19 protein-coding genes are annotated in these 23,078 nt (G+C 67.0%); 14 read left to right on the forward strand and 5 right to left on the reverse strand.

Going from position 1 to position 23,078, the window contains the following annotated elements; translation table 11 throughout:
• Nucleotides 1–112 precede the first annotated feature (112 nt).
• A complete protein-coding gene (locus tag AB0B25_RS02930) occupies nt 113–1,039 on the reverse strand; it encodes a LysR family transcriptional regulator (RefSeq protein ID WP_357173776.1) in 927 nt (308 codons plus the stop codon).
• Between the two features lie 142 nt (nt 1,040–1,181).
• Between AB0B25_RS02930 and AB0B25_RS02935 the strand changes: the two genes are divergently transcribed.
• Nucleotides 1,182–2,570 carry an MFS transporter gene (locus tag AB0B25_RS02935; protein ID WP_357173779.1) on the forward strand — a complete coding sequence of 463 codons (1,389 nt, stop codon included), beginning with the start codon at nt 1,182–1,184 and terminating at the stop codon, nt 2,568–2,570.
• Complete coding sequence (locus AB0B25_RS02940) at nt 2,567–3,313, forward strand: 3-hydroxybutyrate dehydrogenase (protein ID WP_357173781.1); 747 nt, start codon at nt 2,567–2,569, stop codon at nt 3,311–3,313. Before AB0B25_RS02935 ends, AB0B25_RS02940 begins: the two co-directional genes overlap by 4 nt.
• A gap of 8 nt (nt 3,314–3,321) precedes the next feature.
• Here AB0B25_RS02940 and AB0B25_RS02945 read toward each other — a convergent pair whose 3' ends face one another.
• Nucleotides 3,322–3,915 carry a TetR/AcrR family transcriptional regulator gene (locus AB0B25_RS02945; RefSeq protein ID WP_357173783.1) on the reverse strand — a complete coding sequence of 198 codons (594 nt, stop codon included), beginning with the start codon at nt 3,913–3,915 and terminating at the stop codon, nt 3,322–3,324.
• 93 nt (nt 3,916–4,008) lie between these two features.
• Here AB0B25_RS02945 and AB0B25_RS02950 point away from each other — a divergent pair, with 93 nt between their 5' ends.
• From AB0B25_RS02950 to AB0B25_RS02975, 6 genes are all read left to right on the forward strand, one after another.
• Entirely contained in the window at nt 4,009–5,607 is a 1,599-nt protein-coding gene (locus AB0B25_RS02950) for a carboxyl transferase domain-containing protein (protein WP_357173786.1), read from the forward strand.
• Between the two features lie 5 nt (nt 5,608–5,612).
• Nucleotides 5,613–7,664, forward strand: a complete 2,052-nt coding sequence (locus AB0B25_RS02955; protein WP_357173789.1) for a biotin carboxylase N-terminal domain-containing protein — start codon at nt 5,613–5,615, stop codon at nt 7,662–7,664.
• A gap of 144 nt (nt 7,665–7,808) precedes the next feature.
• Complete coding sequence (locus AB0B25_RS02960; RefSeq protein WP_357173792.1) at nt 7,809–8,969, forward strand: acyl-CoA dehydrogenase family protein; 1,161 nt, start codon at nt 7,809–7,811, stop codon at nt 8,967–8,969.
• Entirely contained in the window at nt 8,966–9,451 is a 486-nt protein-coding gene (locus AB0B25_RS02965; RefSeq protein WP_357173795.1) for a MaoC family dehydratase, read from the forward strand. The genes AB0B25_RS02960 and AB0B25_RS02965 overlap by 4 nt, the downstream gene beginning before the upstream one ends.
• Before the next feature lie 144 nt (nt 9,452–9,595).
• Entirely contained in the window at nt 9,596–10,408 is an 813-nt protein-coding gene (locus AB0B25_RS02970) for a CoA ester lyase (RefSeq protein WP_357173798.1), read from the forward strand.
• A 31-nt stretch (nt 10,409–10,439) separates the two neighbouring features.
• Nucleotides 10,440–12,389 carry an acetoacetate--CoA ligase gene (locus tag AB0B25_RS02975; RefSeq protein ID WP_357173801.1) on the forward strand — a complete coding sequence of 650 codons (1,950 nt, stop codon included), beginning with the start codon at nt 10,440–10,442 and terminating at the stop codon, nt 12,387–12,389.
• Between the two features lie 81 nt (nt 12,390–12,470).
• Here the strand turns inward: AB0B25_RS02975 and AB0B25_RS02980 are convergent, their stop codons facing one another.
• Complete coding sequence (locus AB0B25_RS02980; RefSeq protein WP_357174146.1) at nt 12,471–14,054, reverse strand: ADP-ribosyltransferase domain-containing protein; 1,584 nt, start codon at nt 14,052–14,054, stop codon at nt 12,471–12,473.
• 110 nt (nt 14,055–14,164) lie between these two features.
• On the opposite strand from AB0B25_RS02980, the gene AB0B25_RS02985 reads away from it, so the two are divergent.
• A complete protein-coding gene (locus AB0B25_RS02985) occupies nt 14,165–14,833 on the forward strand; it encodes a macro domain-containing protein (protein ID WP_357173804.1) in 669 nt (222 codons plus the stop codon).
• 350 nt (nt 14,834–15,183) lie between these two features.
• A complete protein-coding gene (locus tag AB0B25_RS02990; protein WP_357173807.1) occupies nt 15,184–15,663 on the forward strand; it encodes a GNAT family N-acetyltransferase in 480 nt (159 codons plus the stop codon).
• A 44-nt stretch (nt 15,664–15,707) separates the two neighbouring features.
• Here AB0B25_RS02990 and AB0B25_RS02995 read toward each other — a convergent pair whose 3' ends face one another.
• The gene (locus AB0B25_RS02995; RefSeq protein ID WP_357173810.1) at nt 15,708–16,580 is read right to left on the reverse strand and encodes a glycosyltransferase family 2 protein; all 873 of its coding nucleotides are present in this window, start codon (nt 16,578–16,580) and stop codon (nt 15,708–15,710) included.
• A gap of 343 nt (nt 16,581–16,923) precedes the next feature.
• Between AB0B25_RS02995 and AB0B25_RS03000 the strand changes: the two genes are divergently transcribed.
• The 3 genes from AB0B25_RS03000 (at nt 16,924) to AB0B25_RS03010 (ending at nt 20,664) form a co-directional block, all read left to right on the forward strand.
• Nucleotides 16,924–18,180, forward strand: a complete 1,257-nt coding sequence (locus tag AB0B25_RS03000) for a TetR family transcriptional regulator (protein WP_357173813.1) — start codon at nt 16,924–16,926, stop codon at nt 18,178–18,180.
• Between the two features lie 165 nt (nt 18,181–18,345).
• The gene (locus tag AB0B25_RS03005) at nt 18,346–19,599 is read left to right on the forward strand and encodes a TetR/AcrR family transcriptional regulator (RefSeq protein WP_357173816.1); all 1,254 of its coding nucleotides are present in this window, start codon (nt 18,346–18,348) and stop codon (nt 19,597–19,599) included.
• A 192-nt stretch (nt 19,600–19,791) separates the two neighbouring features.
• Nucleotides 19,792–20,664, forward strand: a complete 873-nt coding sequence (locus tag AB0B25_RS03010) for an aldo/keto reductase (RefSeq protein ID WP_357173819.1) — start codon at nt 19,792–19,794, stop codon at nt 20,662–20,664.
• Nucleotides 20,665–21,285: 621 nt separating this feature from the next.
• Here AB0B25_RS03010 and AB0B25_RS03015 read toward each other — a convergent pair.
• Complete coding sequence (locus tag AB0B25_RS03015) at nt 21,286–21,474, reverse strand: hypothetical protein (protein WP_357173821.1); 189 nt, start codon at nt 21,472–21,474, stop codon at nt 21,286–21,288.
• A 253-nt stretch (nt 21,475–21,727) separates the two neighbouring features.
• On the opposite strand from AB0B25_RS03015, the gene AB0B25_RS03020 reads away from it, so the two are divergent.
• On the forward strand, nt 21,728–23,074 hold the full coding sequence (locus tag AB0B25_RS03020) for a hypothetical protein (protein WP_357173824.1): 1,347 nt from the start codon (nt 21,728–21,730) through the stop codon (nt 23,072–23,074).
• Nucleotides 23,075–23,078 lie beyond the last annotated feature (4 nt).

The following is a 23,078-nucleotide window of genomic DNA, read 5'->3' on the forward strand; positions in this document are numbered from 1 at the left end:
TCGCGGTGATCGGCACGGTCGCCGTCCCGTCCGCGAGAGGCGAATACCCTGCGACGCTTTGCGATCTCCCATCGGTCCATGCCGCGCGGCCTCGCAGACGAACGCTGCGGAATCAGTGTGGGAGGCCCAGCAACGCCTGGCGCTGGTCGTGCACTCTGGCGCGAATCGCGTCGACAAATGCCGCGACCTCGGGTCTACGCAGCGTTTCCGCCCGGGCGACAAGCCAATACGCCAATGTCACGGTGACCTCGTCGGCGAGGACCCGGACGAGGTCGGAGTGCCGGTCGGCCATGAAGCAGGGCAGCAGGCCGAGGCCCGCGGCAGCGCGGGTGGCCTCGACGTGGACGAAAACGTTGGTGGACGTCACCGATTCACGCATGGTGGGAACGAAACTGGAGGCCAAGTCGAGGTCGTCGACTTGGAGCATGGACTCGATGAAGTAGACCAGCGGATATCGTGCCAGGTCGTCGATCCTGCGCGGAGTTCCGTATTCCCGTAGGAAGTCTCGGGAGCCGTAGAGGCCGAGGCAGTAATCGGCCAGACGGAAGGCCGTCGCACGGTGGACTTGTGGTTCGCCGACCACCACTTCGATATCCAGTCCGGAGCGCTGTTGGGACGCGCGCCGGGTCGTCGCCACGATCTCGACGGCGATCTTCGGATGCCGTCGCCGCACCTCGGCTGCCGCGGGCGCGGCAAGGTACGCGCTGAATCCATCAGTGGCCGAGACCCGGACGACTCCGCGCAGTACACGGTTTCCGGTGGCGTCGGCGGCGAGTGATTTCACCGCCGATTCCACGGCTTCGGCCGCGGCCAACGCCTCGCGTCCGAGGTCGGTGAGTTCCCAGCCGCCCGCCACCCGCGTCAGCACCCGTCCACCCAGGGTTTGCTCCAGCGCGGCGATGCGGCGGGAGATCGTGGTGTGGTTGATGCCGAGCTCCTCGGCCGCCGAGACGAACCGGCCGGAACGGCCGACCGCCAGCAGAACCAGCAGATCATCCGCGCTGGGTCGACGCGCAGATCCTGGTGACACCGCGCTCATATCTGCATTCTCGCAGACATATCGTGCGGATCTGGTCATTGCGGAGGCGGAAGACCTGCACGAATACTTCGGTGCAGCCAACGGATTGTGGGGGCCATCACATCACCTGTCGACGGTGGCCCCCGGCACAAAGGAGTGTTCGATGAGCGTGCGCAGTACATCGCGGCCCACGGGCGGCGGCCCGGGCAGGGCACCGACCGGTCTGAGGCGAGTAGTGGCCGCGTCGATGGCGGGCACGGTCGTCGAGTGGTACGAATTCTTTCTCTACGGCACCGCCGCCACCCTCGTGTTCAGCAAGGTGTTCTTCGCCCAAGGCACCAGCGATCTGGACGCGATCCTGGCCGCATTCATCACCTACGCGGTCGGCTTCGCGGCGCGTCCGCTCGGCGGCATCGTCTTCGGGCACTTCGGCGACAAGTACGGCCGGAAGAAACTGCTGCAGTTCAGCCTGGTGCTGGTCGGCGCCGCGACCTTCCTGATGGGCTGTCTACCGACCTTCGCGCAGATCGGATATTGGGCGCCCGCGCTACTTGTCGTGCTCCGCTTCATCCAGGGATTCGCGGTCGGTGGCGAGTGGGGCGGCGCGGTCCTGCTCGTCGCCGAACACAGCCCGAGCCGCGCCCGCGGCTTCTGGGCGAGCTGGCCGCAGGCGGGCGTACCCGCGGGCAACCTGCTGGCGACCGTGGCGCTGCTCGTGCTCACTTCCTCGCTGTCGGACGCCGCGTTCCTCAGCTGGGGTTGGCGGGTGGCCTTCTGGCTGTCCGCGGTGGTGGTGCTGATCGGCTACTACATCCGCACGAAGATCACCGACGCGCCGATTTTCGTCGCGGCGCAGAAGGAAGCCGAACAGATCAAGGCGACCTCGCTCAGCGTCGTCGAGGTGCTGCGCCGCTACCCGCGCGGTGTGCTCGTCGCCATGGGGTTGCGATTCGGCGAGAACGTCATGTACTACCTGGTGGTCACCTTCACCATCACCTACCTCAAGGTGCAGGTGCACGTCGACACCACGGTGATCCTGTGGTGGCTGCTCGCCGCGCACGCGGTGCACTTCGTGATGATCCCGCTCGTGGGCAGCCTGTCCGATCGCTTCGGCAGGCGGCCGGTCTACCTGGTCGGGGCGCTGACCGCGGGCACCTGGGGCTTCTTCGCCTTCCCGATGATGGACAGCGGCCACAACCTGGTCATCATGTCGGCCATCATCATCGGCCTGATCTTCCACGCGCTGATGTACGCCGGACAGCCCGCGATCATGGCGGAGATGTTCCCCACCCGGATGCGCTATTCCGGAGTGTCGCTCGGCTACCAGGTCACCTCGATCGTGGCCGGGTCGCTGGCCCCGATCATCGCGGTCCGGCTGCTCAACACCTACCACTCCGCGGTGCCGATCGCCTGGTACCTGGCGGGCGCGGCGGCGATCACCGTGATCGCGGTGCTCGCGGCCACCGAGACGAAGGGACTGACCTTGGAGAGCGTCGATCTCGCGGACGCCGAAAGCCTCGGCGCGTCAACCGCGAAAGTGGCGGTGCGATGAGCGACCTCGACGGACGTTCCGCCCTGGTCACCGGCGGCGCGAGCGGGATCGGCGCGGCGTGCGCTTGGGAGTTGGCCGCCCGCGGCGCCCAGGTCACCATCGCCGACCTCGATGCCGTCGCCGCCGAGACGCTGGCTCGTGAACTGGGCGGAAAGTCCTGGGCGGTGGACCTGCTCGACGTCGAGGCGCTGGAATCACTGGAGCTGTCGACCGACATCCTGGTCAACAACGCCGGGGTGCAACACATCAGCCCGATCGAGGACTTCGCGCCGGCACGGTTCCGCGAGCTACTCCGGCTGATGGTCGAGGCGCCGTTCCTGCTGGTGCGCGCGGCCCTGCCGCACATGTACCGGCAGGGCTTCGGACGCATCATCAATATCTCCTCGGTGCACGGCCTACGCGCCTCGGAGTACAAGGTCGCCTACGTGACGGCCAAGCATGGGCTGGAGGGCCTGTCGAAGGTCACCGCGCTCGAAGGCGGCCGCCACGGCGTGACGAGCAACTGCGTCAACCCCGGCTATGTCCGCACCGCACTGGTGGACAAGCAGATCGCCGACCAGGCGATCGCGCACGGCATCGCTGAGCAGGAGGTGGTCGAGAAGATCCTGCTCACCGAGAGCGCGATCAAGCGTCTCGTCGAGCCGGCGGAGGTCGCCGCACTGGTGGGCTGGCTAGCGTCGCCGAACGCGGGCATGGTCACCGGCGCGTCCTACACCATGGACGGCGGCTGGAGCGCGCGATGAGGGCGTGCTCAGCCGAGGGCGGCCAGCGCCATGTCGCGCAGCACGGGCCTGGCCCGGACCGCGGTCGCCGTGGTCGCGCTGTGCGGGGTGGAGTTGATCAGACCGAAGACGGCGTGTGCCTGCACCCGCGCCGCCTCCTCGGGTAACTCCGGATGCAACTCGCACAGCACCGCCACCCAGATCTCCACGTAGTGGCGCTGGGTGCGGCGGATCTCGCGGCGAGCCGCGGCGGGCACGTTGTCCAGGTCGCGGTCCTGGATGCGGATCAGCTCCGGCTCGCCGAGCGCGAAGTCCAGGTGGTGGTCGACCAGCCCGGCCAGCGCCTCCCGCGCGGAGGTCGTCGTCGCCACCACCGCCTTGCCGCCGTCGAGCAGCCGCTGACTTACGCCGACGAGCAACTCGACCAGCAACGCCTCTTTGTTCGGGAAGTGGCGGTAGACCGCGGGGCCGCTGATTCCGACGGCGGCGCCGAGATCGTCGAGACGCATGCCGAGGTACCCACGGTCGGCGATCAGCCGGGCTCCCGCCTCCAGCAACTGCACTCGACGTTCCGCTTTCAACCGCTCACGGCGAGTGAGCGTGACGGTTTCTACGCTGGTCACCCCCGCTCCTTTCCCCCGATGTGGACAGTTCGGTTAACCAAGACTAACCTGAATTCCAGTTATCGTCGACTAACTGGACGACAGGATGGCGTGATGACCGTTACCGAAGAGGCCGTCGGCAACCGCGCCGCGCACGCGGCGCTCGTCGACGACCTGCGTGCCCGGCTGGCCGCCGCGGCGTTGGGCGGCCCCGCGAAGGCGCGTGATCGTCACGTCGCGCGCGGCAAGCTGCTGCCGCGGCAGCGAGTAGACCAGCTGCTCGACCCGGGCAGCCCGTTCCTCGAGCTCTCGCCGCTTGCCGCGACCGGGATGTACGACGACGAGTCTCCCGGCGCGGGGATCATCACCGGCATCGGTCGGGTGTCCGGGCGCGAATGCGTGATCGTGGCCAACGACGCCACGGTCAAAGGCGGCACCTATTACCCCATGACGGTGAAGAAGCATCTGCGCGCGCAGGAGATCGCCCTGCAGAACCGGCTGCCCTGCCTGTACCTGGTCGACTCCGGCGGTGCGTACTTGCCGCGCCAGGACGAGGTATTCCCCGACCGGGAGCACTTCGGGCGCATCTTCTACAACCAGGCGACCATGAGCGCCGAAGCAATCCCGCAGATCGCCGCGGTGCTCGGCTCGTGCACCGCCGGCGGCGCCTACGTGCCGGCGATGAGCGACGAGGCTGTGATCGTGCGCGACCAGGGCACCATCTTCCTCGGTGGACCTCCGCTGGTGAAGGCCGCGACCGGCGAGGTGGTCACGGCCGAGGAGCTCGGCGGCGGCGAACTGCACTCGCGCACGTCGGGGGTCACCGACCACTTGGCCGAAGACGACCAGGACGCGCTGCGCATCGTGCGCCGCATCGTGGCCACGCTCGGCCCGCGCGAGCCGAGCCCGTGGGAGGTGCTGCCCACCGTCGCACCCGCTGCGCCGGAATCGGAGCTGTACGACGTGGTCCCGGTCGACCTGCGCACACCCTACGACGCGCGCGAGGTCATCCATCGCTTGGTGGATGGCGATGGGAGCGGCGCGAGCGGCTTCCACGAGTTCAAGGCCGAGTACGGCAAGACCCTGGTCACCGGATTCGCGCGCATCCACGGCCACCCGGTGGGCATCGTCGCCAACAACGGCGTGCTGTTCAGCGAATCCGCCATGAAGGGTGCGCATTTCATCGAGCTGTGCGACAAGCGCAAGATCCCGCTGCTGTTCCTGCAGAACATCACCGGGTTCATGGTCGGCCGCGACTACGAAGCCGGCGGCATCGCCAAGCACGGCGCCAAGATGGTCACCGCCGTGGCGTGCGCGCGGGTGCCGAAGCTGACCGTGGTGATCGGCGGCTCCTATGGCGCGGGCAACTACTCGATGTGTGGGCGCGCGTATTCCCCGCGGTTTCTGTGGATGTGGCCCAATGCCAGGATCTCGGTGATGGGGGGCGAGCAGGCGGCCTCGGTGCTGGCCACGGTGCGCGGCGACCAGCTCGACAGCAGCGGGCAGCCGTGGTCGATCGAGCAAGAGGAAGCGTTCAAGGCCCCGATCCGGGAACAGTACGAGAGCCAAGGCAATCCCTACTACTCGACCGCCCGCCTCTGGGACGACGGCGTGATCGACCCCGCCGACACCAGAACCGTGCTCGGACTTGCCCTTTCGGTGTGTGCGCAGGCGCCGCTCGAACCCATCTCCTACGGCGTCTTCCGGATGTGATCGCGATGCTGAACCACTCCGTTCCGGTCGAATTCGACACGGTACTCGTCGCCAACCGCGGCGAGATCGCGGTGCGCGTGATCCGCACGTTGCGGGCCATGGGCATTCGCTCGGTAGCCGTCTACAGCGACGCCGACGCCGACGCCAGGCACGTGCACGAGGCCGATACCGCGGTACGCCTGGGCCCCGCGGCCGCGCGGGCGAGTTACCTCGCGATCGACAAGGTCGTGGCGGCCGCCGTGCGCACCGGGGCGCAAGCGGTGCATCCCGGCTACGGTTTCCTCTCCGAGAATGCCGCGTTCGCCGCCGCACTGGCCGAGGCGGGCGTTGTCTTCCTCGGGCCATCGGCCCGGGCCATCGAGGTCATGGGTGACAAGATCGCCGCGAAGAACACCGTCGCCGCATTCGGCGTCCCCGTGGTGCCCGGCATCGCGAAACCCGGACTGACCGATGACGAGCTGATCGCCGCGGCGGCCGAGGTCGGCTATCCGGTGCTGGTCAAGCCCTCCGCGGGCGGCGGAGGCAAAGGCATGCGCCGGGTGGATGATCCGGATCTGCTGCCGGACGCGCTGGTCAGCGCGCGTCGCGAGGCCGCGGCCGCGTTCGGTGACGACACCCTGTTCCTGGAACGCTTCGTCGCTCGGCCCCGGCACATCGAAGTGCAGATCCTCGCCGATCGGTTCGGCGCCGTACTACACCTGGGTGAACGCGAATGCAGCCTGCAGCGCCGCCATCAGAAGGTGATCGAGGAGGCGCCCTCGCCGCTGTTGGACGCCGACACCAGGGCCAGGATCGGCGCCGCGGCCTGCAACACCGCGCGCAGCGTGGATTACGTCGGCGCGGGCACCGTGGAGTTCATCGTCTCCGCCGACCGGCCCGACGAGTTCTTCTTCATGGAGATGAACACCCGCCTCCAGGTCGAGCACCCGGTGACCGAGCTGGTCACCGGCGTCGACCTGGTGGAATGCCAGGTTCGCGTGGCGGCCGGGCAGAAACTCGCGGTAGCGCAGGACGAGCTGCGGATGGTCGGGCACGCGATCGAGGCCAGGGTGTACGCCGAGGATCCAGCCCGCGGATTCCTGCCCACCGGCGGCACGGTGCTGGAACTCGCTGAACCGGAAGGTGACGGGGTACGCGTCGATTCGGGTCTGCGGGTCGGCACGCTGGTCGGCAGCGATTACGACCCGATGCTGTCCAAGGTCATCGCACACGCCGGCGACCGTACCGCCGCGCTCGCGAAACTCGATCGGGCGCTGGCCGATACGGTGCTACTCGGCGTCACCACCAATATCGAGTTCCTGCGCTTTCTCTTGGCCGACCCCGACGTCGCCGAAGGACGGCTGGACACCGGCCTGCTGGACCGGCGGGTCGTCGACTTCGCTCCCGCGGTTGTCAGTGACGACGAGTTCGCCGCCGCCGCCGCCTGCCACTGGCTGCGGCGCTGGCCGACGACGCAGGGAGATCCCTGGGCGGTCCCATCCGGGTGGCGGATCGGGGCCGACGCGCCGACGCCGATCCGCCTCGCGTGCGGTGATCGGATCGAGCACGTCTACCTCTCCGGCACGCCAGCCGACGGTGCGGTGCGCATCGGTGACGGCGAATCATCGCCGCTCACCGCGACCTTCACCGGCGGCGACGAGCCGTACGCCGGAGTGCTCACCCTCACCAGAGGCGGCCTGCGCCGCGAATACCGGGTCGCCGAGCAGGATGGACTGCTGTGGGTGGCCGGCCCCGCCGGCATCGCCATGCTGCGCGAAGTCGCCGAGGTCAGCGTGCGCGGCGACAGCGACCACGTCGGCGACGCCGAAATCCGCAGCCCTATGCCGGGTTCGGTGATCGCGGTACCGGTCGACGCGGGCGCGACGGTGGCCGCGGGCGCCGCGATCGTCGTCGTGGAGGCGATGAAGATGGAGCACACGCTCACCGCGCCGGTCGCCGGAACCGTCGAACTGCTGGTCGAACCCGGCGCCCAGGTGCGTCTCGACCAGATGTTGGCACGCATTGTCGCCGCACCCACCGAACCGCAGCCCGCCGAACACGAAGGGATCCCCGCATGAGTGGTCGAGCCCGGAGGCGGCAGCGAAGCGTCACCACGAAGGGCTCCACTCATGCGGAAAAAGACACAGCATGAGTGGTCGAGCCCGGAGGCGGCAGCGAAGCATCACCACGAAGAGCTCCACTCATGCGAGAAAGGAGATGGCATGACCGACTACTTGTCGACCGGCACGCTGCCGCAGGAGTACCGCGATCTCGCACTGACCGTGCGCGACTTCGCGCGGTCGGTGGTCGCCCCCGTGGCCGCCGAGCACGACGCGAAGCACACGTTCCCCTACGAGGTGGTCGCCGGTATGGCCGAGATGGGGCTGTTCGGACTGCCTTTCCCCGAGGAGTACGGCGGCATGGGCGGCGACTACTTCGCACTGTGCCTGGCGTTGGAGGAACTGGGCAAGGTCGACCAGAGTGTCGCGATCACCCTCGAGGCGGGCGTCTCGCTCGGCATCATGCCGATCTATCGGTTCGGTGACGACAAGCAGAAGCGGGAATGGTTGCCGCGGCTGACCAGCGGCCGCAATCTCGCCGCATTCGGGCTCACCGAGCCAGGCGCGGGCAGCGACGCGGGCGGAACCAGGACCACCGCGGTCGCCGACAGCGGTGAATGGATCATCAACGGCAGCAAGCAGTTCATCACCAATTCCGGCACCGACATCACAGCGCTCGTCACGGTAACCGCCGTGACGGGGCAAAACGGCGGCAAAAAGGAGATCTCGACCATCCTGGTGCCAACCGATACACCTGGCTTCGTCGCCGAGCCCGCGTACAACAAGGTCGGCTGGAATGCCTCCGACACCCATCCGCTCAGTTTCACCGACGTGCGCGTACCGGAGGAGAACCTGCTCGGCGAACGCGGCCGCGGCTACGCCAACTTCCTGCGCATCCTGGACGAGGGCCGGATCGCGATCGCCGCGCTCTCGGTCGGCGCCGCGCAGGGTTGTGTGGATGAGAGCGTGCGCTACGCCCAGGACCGCGAAGCTTTCGGCCAGGCGATCGGGCGCAACCAGGCCATCGCCTTCAAGATTGCCAGGATGGAAGCGCGGGCCCATGCCGCCCGCGCCGCCTACTACGACGCCGCGGCTTCGATGCTGGCGGGCAAGCCGTTCAAGAAGCAGGCGTCCATCGCGAAACTCGTGGCCAGCGAGGCCGCCATGGATAACGCCCGGGACGCGACGCAGATCTTCGGCGGGTACGGGTTCATGAACGAATACGCGGTCGCCAGGCACTATCGGGACAGCAAGATCCTGGAAATCGGCGAGGGAACAACGGAGGTGCAGCTGATGCTGATCGCGCGGGAGCTGGGACTGTGACGCCGCGGCGCGCGGTGGTGCAACGCGGGCTGTGGTTCGAGGAGTTCGACACCGAGGTGGTGTACGAACACCGGCCCGGCCGCACCATCACCGAGGCGGACAACGTCCTGTTCACCACGCTGACCATGAACACCCAGGCGCTGCACCTGGACGCGGCGTTCAGCGAGCAACTGCCCCCGTTCAACCAGCGGCTGGTCAATTCGATGTTCACGCTGTCCACACTGGTCGGCCTCTCGGTCGCGCAGCTGACCCAGGGCACCATCGTCGCCAACCTGGGTTTCTCCGAGATCGCCTTCCCCAAGCCACTGTTCCACGGCGACACCATGTACGCCGAAACGGTGGTCAGCGACAAGCGCGAATCGAAGAGCCGCCCCGGCGAGGGCATCGTCACCTTCGCGCATACCGCACGCAACCAGCACGGCGACATCGTCGCCACCGCGATCCGCAAGACGCTGGTCCGCAAGTCCCCGGGGCAGGCATGAGCGGTCAGGCCCGAAGACGGCAGCCCCGCGTAACCACGAAGGGCCCCGCTCATGCTCGAAAGGACACAGCATGAACGGTCAGGCCCGAAGACGGCAGCCCCGCGTAACCACGAAGGGCCCCGCTCATGCTCGAAAGGACACAGCATGACCTGGCAGATGGCCGGTCCGGCCTGGCTCTTCTGTCCGGCCGATCGGCCGGATCGCTATCAGAAGGCCGCTGCGGTGGCCGATGTGGTGATCCTCGATCTGGAGGACGGGGTCGCCGCGAACGACAAGGCGGCGGCGCGCGCGGCACTGATCGACACGGCGCTGGACCCGGAGACCACCGTGGTCCGAGTCAACGCCGCGGATACCGACGAGCACGCGCTCGATCTCGCGGCACTGGCCGAGACCGAATACCGACGGATCATGCTGCCGAAATGCGAGTCCGCCGAACACATCACGGCGCTGCCGGACTACGAGGTGATCGCGCTGATCGAATCACCGCTCGGCGCGCTCGCGGTGGAGCGGGCCGTGCTGGCCCGCAACGCGATCGGTGTCATGTGGGGTGCCGAGGACCTGATCGCCGGGCTCGGCGGAACTGCGAGCAGGCAGGCCGACGGCGGCTACCGTGATGTGGCGCGCCATGTCCGGTCCAGCACGCTGCTGGCTGCCAAGGCGTACGGGAAGTTCGCGTTGGATTCGGTGTACCTGGATATTCGCGATCTGGACGGCCTACGCGCGGAGGTTCTGGACGCGGTCGCGATCGGCTTCGACGCGAAGGTCGCGATCCATCCGAGCCAGATCCCGGTGCTCCGGGCTGCGTACGCACCCTCCGAGGACGAGATCGTCTGGGCGCGTGGGGTCCTCGACGAAGCGCCCAAGCACCGCGGAGTCTTCACCTTCGGGGGCAGGATGGTCGATGCCCCCGTGTTCCGGCATGCCGAGCAGATCGTGCGACGCGCCGGGCACGCCTGACCACTTAGTTCGTACAGTCAGGAGGACTGCGATGCAACCACAATGGGTGCCCACCGAAGCAGACATCGCGCACGCGCGCATCACCGACTTCGCGACGTTTGTCGCGGAGCGCACCGGGGTGCCGGTCCCGGACTACCGTGCGCTGTGGCAATGGTCGGTCGACGACCTGGCCGGGTTCTGGCGCACGCTGTGGGATTACTTCGCACTGGGCGACGTGGCAGGCGCGGTGCTGAGCAGCGCTGAAATGCCTGGTGCGCAATGGTTTCCCGGTACCCGGTTGAACTACGTGGATCAGGTGATCCGTCAGCTGCGCAGCGACCGCCCCGCGATCAAGGCGGTCAGCGAGGACGGTGTGGTGCGTGCGGTGTCCTGGGCCGAGTTGATCGACAGCACGGCCGCTTTCGCTCGCACGTTGCGTTCGCTCGGCGTGCGGGCCGGCGATCGGGTGGCCGGCTATCTGCCGAATATTCCCGAGGCGGTCGTCGCGTTTCTGGCGACCGCGAGCATCGGCGCGGTCTGGAGCGCCTGCGGTCAGGACTATTCGCCGAAGGCAGCGCTGGATCGGCTCGGGCAGCTCGAGCCGACCGTGCTGGTCACCGCCGACGGCTACCGCTTCGGCGGCAAGGCGCACGACAAGCGCGCGGACATCGCGGCACTACAAGCCGGTCTCGGCACGCTTCGCGCCACCGTCGCGGTGTCCCAGTTGGGGCTCGACGTCCCGGACGCGACCTCATGGCGCGAAGCGGTCCGCGACGCCGAGGCGATACCCGCGGTGATCACCACGGAAGCAGTGGATTTCGATCACCCGTTGTGGATCGTGTTCTCCTCCGGCACCACCGGGCTACCCAAGGGCATCGTGCACGGGCACGGCGGGGTACTGCTCGAACACCTCAAAGCCCTGGCGCTGCAGTCCGACATCGGCCCCGAGGACACCTTCTTCTGGTACACCAGTCCGAGCTGGATGATGTGGAACTTCCAGGTTGCGGGCCTGTTGGTCGGGGCGACCATTGTCTGCTACGACGGCAGTCCCACCTATCCGACACCGGACTCGTTGTGGCGCATCGCCGCCGAGGTCGGCGCCACCGTGCTCGGCACCAGCCCCGGTTACGTGCTCGCCTGCATCAAGGCGGGCGCGGTGCCGCGCGCCGACCACGACCTGTCCGCGCTGCGCGCGGTCGGCATCACCGGTTCCTCGCTGCCCACCTCTTCGGCGCTGTGGCTCGGCGAGAACGTCGGCGAGCGCGTCCAGGTCTCCTCGATCAGTGGCGGGACCGACGTAGTGTCCGCGTTCATCGGCGGCGTCCGCACCGTGCCGGTATGGCCGGGTGAACTGTCGGCGCCATACCTCGGCGTCGCGCTGGATGCCTTCGATCAGACGGGGCAGCCGGTGCGCGGGGAAGTCGGCGAACTCGTCGTCACCGCACCGATGCCGTCCATGCCGGTCCGCTTCTGGCGTGACGAGGACGGAAAGCGCTATCACGAAGCGTATTTCGACACTTATCCCGGCGTCTGGCGGCACGGCGACTGGATCACCATCACCGACCACCACAGCGTCATCGTGCACGGGCGCTCCGACTCCACGCTGAATCGGCACGGCATCCGGATGGGCAGCGCGGATATCTACCAGTCCGTCGAGCGGCTACCCGAAGTCGCCGAGGCCCTGGTGATCGGCGCCGAACAGCCCGACGGCGGGTACTGGATGCCGCTGTTCGTGGTCCTCGCCCCAGGCGCCGAACTGACCGAAGACCTGAAATCGCGCATCAACAGCACCATTCGCACCGAGGTGTCGCCGCGGCATGTCCCGGACGAGATCATTTCGGCTCCCGGCATCCCGCACACCCGCACCGGCAAGAAACTCGAGGTACCGATCAAGAAACTGTTCCAGGGCGCGGACCCGGACCGCGTGGTCGAGCGCAGCGCGGTCGACAACCCCGATCTGCTGGACTGGTACGGCGCGATCCGCCCGAGCGGGAGCAACTGATATCAGGGCGAACCCAGGCCCTCGGTTCTCCTGCCGCACAGCTGCGCGAATCGCGGACCGGTACTCGGTAGCGCTCGACGCTCAGGATACGAGAGGCTGTTCGTCCGACTCGGTCAACTTCACGATGTACAGCCCGCCGCGCTCGGCCTTGACGTCCGTCACCTCGAACTGTGTGCCCGGCAGGAGGATGAATTCCTCTTCTTCGGTGAACGCGGAGAAATCGCGGATGCTCACGGCCCGGGTGGGCAGCACCTCGAAGAGTGTTCGCTTACCGCGACTACCGAGGAATGCCCGCGCCACGCGGGGCTCGGACGTGCAGGAGGACACTCCCCACCAGGTCACGGTCCGACCTGGCGAGTATTGCGCACGCAGGTCCAGCGAGACCCCGCGCCACAACGGCTCGCTACGGGCGGGAAGCTGTGCGACCGCCGAGAACAGCAGTCGCAGGTACGGTAGGTATGGGGTGAGTTTCGCCCGGTCCGAGGCGCGCAGGACGGTGTTGATCTCCCGATAGAACGCGGACTCGTAGGTGTAGAGGTGCAGTGCGGCGATCGCGGCGGCGGGCAACCCATCGGTCGCCTGGTCCGCCCGCCGCTTGCTGAACTCGTGCGAGAGTTCGGCGTGCTGATCGAGACCGGATAGCAGTTCGGCGACGGGAGCGATGGCATCGTGGAAATCCATGAGCGGGGTGTCGAACACACCGGTGATGGCGGGAAGGACGAGCCCCTCGTCCTTGACCCCGGCCAGCCGTTCGAGGTACAGCTGGTGTAGTTCCATGGTGGAGGCGATGAACGCGCCCATGCGTTCGGCGATGTCGGGATCTGTCCCGCCGGCTTCCGCCGCCAGCTTGTTCCAGCCGGTACTCGGAAGCCAATCGATCTCGTCGGCGCCCAATGCCGCGAGGGCTGCATTCACTGTGGCGAAATGGTCGCCGTCGCAGAAGATGTCGCCCTGCGCGGCAGGATTGGGGTGGTCGACATGCCGAACGTCGACCTGGGGGTACTTCTTCTGGAGTTGCAGGACGACTTTTTTCACACTGCGCGCGTGCGATCCCCACCACGCGAAGACGACACCGCGGTCGGCCTCGGCGGCGTTCTGCTTGGCCTCGAGGATCTCTTCGATGATCCGCTCGGCGACGGGACGCCAGAACGCAGTGTGCTGGTCGATTCCCATCGCCCCGTCGCTACTGGCGGTGAGCGCCGCGTTCAGCAGCAGCACACCCTGGGTGAGCATCGCCTGGAACCATTCCGGGGGCTGAACGACGTCCCGCTCGTGCAACAGTGCGCGGATGTCGGCAATCGGGGTCTTCTTGGGTATGCCGTACTTCCACATCGCAGCTGCCTTGATAATGCAGCGGATGCTGACGACCCTGCCGAACTGGCTGTCCTTCCAGTGATGGAAGGTGTTGTCGAACATGGCGATACCGGTGGCGCTCTCCGGCCGCGGGTACGGGTTCTGGCCGAAGATGACGACCTTCCACTTGTGCGGTGGATTGGGCTTGAGCGCTTGGAAGGTCAGTTCCCGCACCGGAACGACGTGCGGACCACGGCCGGGGCCCATGAACATGGCGGCGTTCGGCTGTGCCTCGATGACCGGCTTCAGCACGGGAAGCCACGCTTCACCGCCGCCGTTGAACAATTCGGCAAGGGCCAGCGGATCGTTCATGCTCACCAGCGGCACTATAGGTCATGAAATATCTTCGGACAGCGGCCATGTCGGTGCGGACCGGTAGCGTCGCGCACGACGAAGAAACCGCATCGCTATGGGAGTGGATCATGAGCATGAACCGTAAGCAGGCGCCGCTGCGGGTGGTGTTGACCGACATCAACCCGGACGTGGTGGTGGCGTGGCGGGCGGCATTCGCCGACAACCCCGAGATCGAGATCCACCACGGTTCGATCTTGGATGAGCACGTCGATGCCTGGGTCACCCCGACCAACTCTCGGGGTCGGATGGACGGCGGGCTCGACGCGGTCATCAAGCAGCACCTCGGGGCGGGAATCCAACTGCGAGTGCAGCGGGCGATCCGTGATCAGTGCGCGGGGAGACTTCCGGTGGGCAGCGCGGTATGCGTTCCGTCCGGGGCAACCAACCCGCGGTACCTGATCTCCACGCCGACCATGGAGACGTCCGTACAGAACGTCAGCGAGACCCTGAATGTGGCCTTGGCGTGTGCCGCCGGGTTCCAAGCGATCCACCGGCAGAACAACGACGCACCAGGCAGCATCGCATCGGTGGCGTTGGTCGGCATGGGCGCCGAAACCGGCAACGTGCCTGCGCGTGTGTGCGCCAACCTGATGTGGACGGGTTACACGTTGTTCAACGACTACTCGTTCGATGATTACGACGACCTGCGCAGCACGATCATCACGCAACTCGACGATATCGAGAATACGCCCGACGACCAGCGGGTACGCATCGCGCGACCCGTGCGCGGTCGCTGAAACGCGCCCGTCGCTGATCGGCCGGCTGCATCCTTCGACCGTGTGGTCGACCGAGTCCAGCGCACGTCGTGGGCGGACAGGACCGCGTCCGACATAGGGCGCCGGGTGGTGTGGAGGTCGCTGCACGGGTTCCGCGGGTGGCGGCTCCGAACCGGACGTGACGGTGTCACACTTGGTCGATGAGCTCCGAGTCTCCGATGACAGCAAGCTTTTCGGCGGGTGGCGCGATCATCAAGCGTGCACCTGAGATTGTTCGAGCCACCCCGACGGACGAGCATGACATTGTCCGCGCGCTTCTGGCCGCCTCCCGAAATGCCTACGCGAATCTCCCCGGCGCCGAAACCGGTGGCGTGGAGCGTCTGATCGCCGACATGGCATCACGAAAGCCCCCGGACTATCGGAAGCTTCTCTCCGATGGCAGCACAGCGATTTTCATTGCCCGAGTGGACGGCGATGTCGCCGGATACATCCAGCCCATCTACCGGCCGGACCGCACGGGCCAGCTGATTGCCTGGCATGTGTTGCCCGAGTACCAGGGCCACAAGGTCGGCAGTCACCTGATGCGTCAGGGCCTGGAATTTCTGGGCGACATCGACATCTACTCGATCACAACGATCGGCACCGTGGCCGAGGCCATGCATCGGCACTTCGGCTTCAAGGACGACCTGAGCGTGCCGCCGGACCACCACTGGCTCGAGACGCCGCCCCCGATGGCGCAAGCCGGTCTGACAGCGCCGCAGGTTGCTCTGATCCTCGAACGTGCCGACCGGAAACTCATCCTCGACCGGATGCGCGCGGCTGCTGACGACCCGGCGGCCGCCGGGAGTTGAACAACCGGGAAAGGGCGGCCCGCGGTTGGGAAACCGCCATTCGTTCAGCGCCGCAAGCGTTGTGCGATGGCGGTCCGCAAGGCTGCCGCCGAGCCCCGTACCACCAGCCCCGCCGCGACCAGTGGTGCGAACAGCAGCCAGGGCGAGCCTTGGTGGTAGTCGCAGTAGAACCGCAAGGCGCTGCGGTGGTGGCTCCGGATCTTGCGGAACGGCGCCGATCGCATGCTGCCGCCCTCGCGGTGACGGATCTGGACACGGGGGTCCAACACGACCCGCCACCCACCGCGGTGCATATCGAGCGCCATCTTGGTTTCCTCGAAATAGAGGAAGTACCGGGCGTCGAACCCGCCGACGGCGTCGAACGCGCTGCGCCGGAACAACATGCAGCAGCCGGAGATCCAGTCGACGTCGCTGGCCGTGGCCACGGGATCGCCGAAATACGCGCGGGTCGCGGGATTGGCGGGCCACACACCACCGAGCAACGCGTGCGCGATTCCCACTGCGAGCGACGGAAAGCGCCGCCCGGTCGGATAGGGCGTGCCATCCAGTCGGGCCACCTGCGGACCGATCATGCCGATCGTCTCGTCGGTCATAGCGGTCTCCACCAGCGCGGCTATCGAACCGGGCGCGAGGTGCGTATCCGGGTTGGCGACCAGGATCCACTCGGCATTCGTCTCCGCCGCGCCTTGATTGATCGCGGCCGCCAGACCCACGTTCTTGCTGTTGCGGATGACCTTGCCGCCGAACTCGGCGACGATATCGGCACTGCGATCGCTCGAGGTGTTGTCGACACCGATCACGTCGAGCTTCAGCGGGTCGACTGCCGCCGGTAGCGATGCCAAGAACGGAGGGAGATCCTCGGCGCTTTGGTAGGTCACCAGCACCAGACCGACAGTCTTCTCATCACGCGCGGGCATGCCCGCGAACCTAGCAGGTATGACGCCGCGACGCCGCCCCGATCCCGAACACCGACTTCGCTGCCTTCTCGACCGTCCTGACCAGCCAATTCGAACCTCTCGGCGCGTACCCCGGCCTTACCGCCGCGTCCGCACGATCGCCGATGAACCGACAGTGTGTTCGGCACGGGATCCAGAGCGAGACCGCCGAGAGCACATCCGTGCGGCCGCCACCGGCACGGTGCCGAGGCAGGACATCTTGCGGCTGTTGCGCAGTGCCGCCGTGGATCACCGGATAACAGATCCTCTACCGGACACTCAACTCCGCGTCCCGGCATACGACCAGGTAGTTACGATGTTTGTCATGAGTGTCGACAATCGCCGTACGGCGCGGAAGGCGAGCAGCGGCGCCTGGGCACCTGGGGAGATCCGGCGGAGGCCGAAAAATCGCCGTGCCCAGATCGCGGCGGCATCGGCTGCCGCGTTCGGCGCGCTCGGTTATCACGGTGTGAGCATGGAGGACATCGCGGGCGGGCTCGGAGTCAGCTCGGCGGCGCTCTACCGCCATTATCCGAGTAAATACGCGCTGTTCCGGGAAGAGCTGTTGCGAGTCGGCCGGGCGATGACCGGATCGATCGAGTTGCCCGAGGAGGCCGCGGACTGGCCGCCCGAACAGCGACTGCGGCATGTGATCGACGCGCTCATCGCGGTGACGATCGAGAACCGCCCCACCGTCACCCTGGTGCGCTGGGAGGGTAGATACCTCGACCCCGAGGACCAGACCACGCGCAACGAGCAGCAGGCCGCGGTTCTCGACGCACTGGGCACCCAATTGTCCGCGCTGCGGCCGGAACTGGCCGACGACGATCAGCGGGTACTGCGCGGCGCACTGCTGAGCACCATCACGAGCATCGCCGATCACCACGCCAACCTTCCGGTGAAATCGATTGCCCGCCTGTTGCGTTCGGCCGCCTGGTCGATCGTGCACACGAACCTGCCCGAGCAGCGCGCTGTCGAGCCGGTCACCGTGGTGGAGATCCCGAACTCGTTCAAACACGAACTCCTGCTCCGCAAAGCGGTGGAGCTCTTCCATGAGCGCGGGTATCCGAACGTCAGCGTGGAAGACATCGCCGCGGCCGCCGGTCTGTCGGCCGCCTCGGCGGTGTACCGGTTCTACCGCGGCAAGAGCGATATCCTCACCGCCGCGTTCCGCCGCGCCGCAGAACAGGTCTCCGGCGCCATCGGACCTGCGGTCACGGCGGCCGCCGACTCCGCGGACGCACTCACCACATTGATCACGCAATACGTCGCGGGATCGTTCACCGAGCGCGATCTGGCGTTCGTGTATTACACCGAGTTCCAACATGTTCCGGCCGAGGACCGCGCCATGCTGCGAAACATCCAGCGGCTCAGTGTCGAAGAGTGGGCCCGGCTGCTGCGCGACGTGCGACCCGACCTCACCCCTGCCGAGGCGAGGTTCCTCATCCACGCGGGCTTCGCGGTGGTGGTCGATCTGGGCCGATCCTTCGGCAACGAGCCGATAGCCGCGCAGGACCGCGTACGGCTGCTGATGCGGCAGGTCCTGTTCGGCAGCACGGAGCGGTCGCCGACGCGCGCATAACCGGTACCAAACGGTCGCTTATGTTAGCTGTTATTCCGAGTCACATTGTGGCATTTGCTGACAAAACAGACTTACTACACACACCGTTGTGACCGAGCATTCAATTTCGTTGCAGCCTAGGGAAAGGCGGCTTTAACCAACAGCCGGTTGGACTACCATCGCGGAATGGGCGTCCAGGAAAGCCGTGTTGTGGACAAGGCGGTTGGCGCGACACCGCCGCGGGTGATCCGAAAACGGCCGCGGAATCGACGAGCCCAAATCGCGGCAGTGTCGGCGGAGGCCTTCGGCGCGCTGGGGTACCACGGCGTGAGTATGGAGGACATCGCGTCCCGGCTCGACATCACCTCCACCGCGCTCTACCGCCACTATCCGAGCAAGTACGCACTGTTCCGCGCGGAGGCGCTCCGCCTCGGTAGCCTCAGCGAGCAGGCGGTTCGGTTGCCGGACGCCGCTGGCGACCTGCCCGCCGAGCGCAGGCTCGAGCAGGTGCTCGATGCCTTGATCGCCGGGTCGATCGCCAATCGGCGCAGCGCCGCGGTGCTGCGCTGGCAGCGGCGTTACCTCGAGGACGCCGACGCGGCCGTCCTGGCCGAGCAGCTGTCGACCGTGAATGCGGTGCTCATGTCGCTACTCGCCGAGACCGAGCCCACGCCGAGCACCGGCGATCGCGCCGTCCTCGCCGCCGCGCTGCTGAGCGTCCTGAGCAGCATCGGCGATCATCATGTGTCGATGCCGGTACGCGCGCTCGCCGCTCTACTCGGCACCGCCTGTCACGCGGTCGCGCACTGCGCGCTGCCCCCGCCCGGCGGCGCCGACACCCTCGCGGTGACCGAGATCCCACTGACTTTCAAACACGAACTGCTGCTCGTCCGTGCGATCGAGCTGTTCCATCAGCGCGGCTATCCGAATGTCAGTGTGGAGGACATCGCCACCGCCGCGGGACTGCCCGCGTCCTCGGCGGTATATCGGTTCTACCGCAGCAAAGGCGATATCCTCGCCGCCGCGTTTCGCCGGGCGGCGGATCGGGTGTCGGCCGCCATCGGGCCCGCCATCGCCGCCGCCGACACCCCCGAGCAGGCGCTGAACACGCTGATCGAGCTGTATGTCGCGAGTGCTTTCGCCGAACGCGAGCTGACCTTCGTCTACTACGCCGAGATCGGCAACGTGCCACCGGACGAACGCACCGTACTACGCAACATCCAGCGACTCACCATCGACGAGTGGGCCAGGTTATTGGTCGGCGTCCGCCCCGAACTGTCGGCGGTCCAGGCGCGGCTACTGGTGCACGCGGCGCTGGCGTTGGTGGTCGATCTGGGTCAGCGATTCGGCTCCGAGGATCCGGTGTGCTCGCGGCCGCGGGTCGTCCACCTGATGCAGGCGGTGCTGTTCGGCCGCGCGGAGGCGGACCCGCCGCGGTGAGCGCGGTCATCCGCCGACGCCGCCACGCGGATGGACCCGCCGACGACCGGCGAGTCCGACATCGGGAATCCACGTCACGGCCACGATGTTGCTGAAAGAGAGCCGGCGTTCCGCGCCGCGGTGATGTGCCTACGCGGGCGTACAGCTCACCCGCATTCGCGCAGTTCCGTCACGTGGGAAGGAACCGATTCCATGAGCACAAACCTGCACGCCCACCTCGCAGAAGCCTCCGGAACCTTCGCCCTCAACGGCGATCTTCCGGTGCACCGGCTCGGCTACGGCACGATGCAACTGACCGGCCCGGGTGTCTGGGGCGATCCGAAGGATCCCGATGCCGCGGTGCGGGTCCTGCGCCGTGCCGTCGAACTCGGGGTGAACTTCATCGACACCGCCGACTCGTACGGGCCGATCGTCGCCGAACAGTTGGTCCGCAAAGCCCTACACCCGTACCCCGACGACCTGGTGATCGCCACCAAGGGTGGGTTTGCCAGGGGCGGCCCGGACGACTGGCGACCGCTCGGCCGGCCCGAGTATCTCCGCCAGCAGGCCATGCTCAGCCTCCGCCATCTCGGCGTCGACCAGATCGACCTCTATCAGCTGCACCGCATCGATCCGCAAGTGCCGTTGGCCGATCAGCTCGGGGAACTCGTCCTGCTCCAGCAAGAAGGCAAGATCCGCCACATCGGCCTCTCGCAGGTCACCGTCGAGCAGTTGCGCCAGGCGGGCGACATCGCCACCATCGTGTCGGTACAAAACCTGTACAACCTGGTCAATCGGACCGACGAGGATGTGTTGGACTACGCCGAGCGGGAGAACATCGCCTTCATCCCGTGGTTCCCCATCGCGACCGGCGAGCTCGCCAAGCCGGGCGGCCGACTCGACGCGATCGCCACCGCGCACGACGCTTCGCCGGCACAGCTCGCGCTCGCCTGGCTGCTGCGCCGTTCGCCCGTCATGCTGCCTATCCCGGGCACCTCCAGCGTCGCGCACGTCGAGGAGAACATCGCCGCCGCGCGAATCACGCTGACCGACAAGGAGTTCGACGCACTGTCGGCCGCTGGCTGATCAGCGCACGGCCCGCCGCCGATCTTTCGGACAACGCACATAAGGCGCAGGGGCATCCCGCACCGGCGGGTGCCTCTGTGTCTTGGGTGATGAGGAATGCCGCCGCCGATATGTCTGGCGACCAGGTCGGTGCGGGTGTGACTGCCCCTCCCCGTCTGTTCGGCGCGCCGCCGGTCGACTCCGACCGCGAAAGTCGCACCGAAGCTTCGAGCAACCCACTGACAAGCTGTCCCACGCACGGAAATCCGTCCCCCGGCGGGAGTCCAGCAGCGCGCCGACGACCAGGCCGTCGGGTTCTTCGACGAGAGCCTGTGATGCGGTGGCGCTACTCGGCCGATCGCCGCCTGATCAGCGCGAATAACCCTCGGCCCGGTTATCGGGCACAACTCGTCCAGTCGCGACCAAGGTACAAAACGCCGCCCGCTTGCGTGGACAAGCATCCGCGCGGCAGGAACGATGTCCCTGCATCACCTGATGTGCCTGTTCGGTGGTGAACGGTTGATCCGGCGCGCGGTGCGGGTCCTCGGCGGCGCAGTTCGGCAACCAGAAGCCGACGGCGGCGATCGCCGATACCAACAGAACACACCAGCTGAGCACGGTCAGCATCGAATCCACGGCCGCTCAGCTGTCGAAGCTCGACTGCACGCAGTACGCCGAAGCGGCGGAGTACTGGCGGCAGTTCGCGCCGTGCCCACCGTGGACGGTGCAGATGAACCGGGCGCGCGCATAGTTCAGACCGATCGGTTCCTGAGCGCAATCGCGGCTGTGCACCAGCCACAAATCCCGAACATCCGAGGGCAACACATTCATCTCTCACCTCCACTAGAGCAGTGCACCCGGCACCGAAAAGGCGCTACCGGAACCGCGCTCGACCCGAATCATCGGACCGTGTCCCGCCGCGCGGCGGATCTCGGAGAGCGGGCGCCTTCGACAGGGTTTGGGCGGACCCCGGCGCCGGGTGCTAATCAACAGTGCGCGTTGCGATTAGGTGGATAACAGTCCCGAATGTGGTAATTACGAGTACTTTCCGGTTGTATCGGTTTTATGCGGGGAAGAGAGCCCTATGGTTGACGTCGACTGGACGGGCGAAGCCGTAGTAGCGCTCCGCACGGCAATGAAGCGAAGCCGGTATGAATTCGCGCGTCTGGTGGGCGTCACCCCGCGCACCGTGGTCCTGTGGGAGAACGGCCGGACAACCCGGATGCACGCAGCAAGCCGGCGTCTGCTGGACCGGGTTGTGTCGGACGCCGATGCGATCGTCCTCGCGCGATTCGAACGGGCCATCGCCGCGGGCCGGGCATCGACCGTCGACAGCGAAGGCGCCGATCCGGCGTCCGATACGCACATCCAGCTCGGTAGGGAAATCGGGCTCGACAAGGAAGTCGAGGATGACGACGTGAGAAGGCGAGAACTGCTGGCCTGTCTCGGCGCGGGCCTGGCCGGCCAGGCGGTCGACCTGGTGGCGAGCGAACCGGAGAAGATGCTGGCCACCCTGGACGCGGGATCGATCAGCGCACGACGGCTCGGATTTCTGGAGCAGTCGGCCGAGGTACTGGGCACACGGGTGGTTCAGGTGCCGCCGCATGAATTGCTCCAGGCCGGCCTCGAACAGTTCCGCATGGTCCGTGGCTGCCTCAGTGAACGGCAGGCCACCCATCAGCAGGTACGGCTTGTCCGCACGGCCGGCAGGCTGGCCAATGTCGTCGGCGAGATCCTGTTCAACGAAGGATATTTCGGCCCGGCGCGGATGTGGTACGCCACCGCGATCCATGCCGCACAGGACATCGGAGACCGTTTCTCGGAAGACATCGCTTTGGCCGGTCTCGCCTATCTGCCGACTTATAGCGATAAGCCGAAGGAAGTGTTGCAACTGCTGGACGGCCGCCTTGCCGAAAATCCGTCCTACGGCCCTGCCGCCGCCTGGCTATGGGGAATGGCGGCGCGCGCACACGCCAGCCTCGGCCAAGCGAGCGAGTTCGCACGTTGTATCGCACGATCCGCCGCCGCATTGGAAAACGTCGGACCAGAAGACCTTCCGGTCGGCATTTTTTCCTTTCGCCCGGAAAAGCTCGCCTTTTATCAGGCGATCGGTTTTTCCCGCCTCGGCCGGGCCGAGGAGACCGCCGAGGCGGCGACGCGCGCGATCGCACTGTACGACCCGTCGGAGACGATGGAACCTGCCCTGGTCCGTTTCGAGCACGCCACGGCATTGCTGGCCGCCGGGGAGGTCGACGAGGCATGTTCGATCGCGACCAAGGCGATCACGAACTCGCGCACCTACGTCGGCCTGACGGTCACCAAGCGCGCCAAGCAGTTCGATTCGGCACTCGGGGGTCTGCGCACCAGAGCCGTCGCGGAGTGGCGCCAGCAGGCGCACACGGTGATCGCATCGGCCGGCGCCACGGTGTGACCGG

The sequence above is a fragment of the Nocardia sp. NPDC049190 genome (assembly GCF_040648115.1).
Lineage (GTDB): Bacteria > Actinomycetota > Actinomycetes > Mycobacteriales > Mycobacteriaceae > Nocardia.

Coding starts and splice junctions, on each gene's coding strand:
- AB0B25_RS02970 (WP_357173798.1), top strand. CDS start 9,596: ATGACCTGGCAGATGGCCGGTCCGGCCTGGCTCTTCTGTCCGGCCGAT.
- AB0B25_RS03015 (WP_357173821.1), bottom strand. CDS start 21,474: ATGAATGTGTTGCCCTCGGATGTTCGGGATTTGTGGCTGGTGCACAGC.
- AB0B25_RS02940 (WP_357173781.1), top strand. CDS start 2,567: ATGAGCGACCTCGACGGACGTTCCGCCCTGGTCACCGGCGGCGCGAGC.
- AB0B25_RS02960 (WP_357173792.1), top strand. CDS start 7,809: ATGACCGACTACTTGTCGACCGGCACGCTGCCGCAGGAGTACCGCGAT.
- AB0B25_RS02980 (WP_357174146.1), bottom strand. CDS start 14,054: ATGAACGATCCGCTGGCCCTTGCCGAATTGTTCAACGGCGGCGGTGAA.
- AB0B25_RS03005 (WP_357173816.1), top strand. CDS start 18,346: ATGGGCGTCCAGGAAAGCCGTGTTGTGGACAAGGCGGTTGGCGCGACA.
- AB0B25_RS03020 (WP_357173824.1), top strand. CDS start 21,728: ATGGTTGACGTCGACTGGACGGGCGAAGCCGTAGTAGCGCTCCGCACG.
- AB0B25_RS02985 (WP_357173804.1), top strand. CDS start 14,165: ATGAGCATGAACCGTAAGCAGGCGCCGCTGCGGGTGGTGTTGACCGAC.
- AB0B25_RS03010 (WP_357173819.1), top strand. CDS start 19,792: ATGAGCACAAACCTGCACGCCCACCTCGCAGAAGCCTCCGGAACCTTC.
- AB0B25_RS02955 (WP_357173789.1), top strand. CDS start 5,613: ATGCTGAACCACTCCGTTCCGGTCGAATTCGACACGGTACTCGTCGCC.
- AB0B25_RS02935 (WP_357173779.1), top strand. CDS start 1,182: ATGAGCGTGCGCAGTACATCGCGGCCCACGGGCGGCGGCCCGGGCAGG.
- AB0B25_RS02995 (WP_357173810.1), bottom strand. CDS start 16,580: ATGCCCGCGCGTGATGAGAAGACTGTCGGTCTGGTGCTGGTGACCTAC.
- AB0B25_RS02950 (WP_357173786.1), top strand. CDS start 4,009: ATGACCGTTACCGAAGAGGCCGTCGGCAACCGCGCCGCGCACGCGGCG.
- AB0B25_RS02930 (WP_357173776.1), bottom strand. CDS start 1,039: ATGAGCGCGGTGTCACCAGGATCTGCGCGTCGACCCAGCGCGGATGAT.
- AB0B25_RS03000 (WP_357173813.1), top strand. CDS start 16,924: ATGAGTGTCGACAATCGCCGTACGGCGCGGAAGGCGAGCAGCGGCGCC.
- AB0B25_RS02975 (WP_357173801.1), top strand. CDS start 10,440: ATGCAACCACAATGGGTGCCCACCGAAGCAGACATCGCGCACGCGCGC.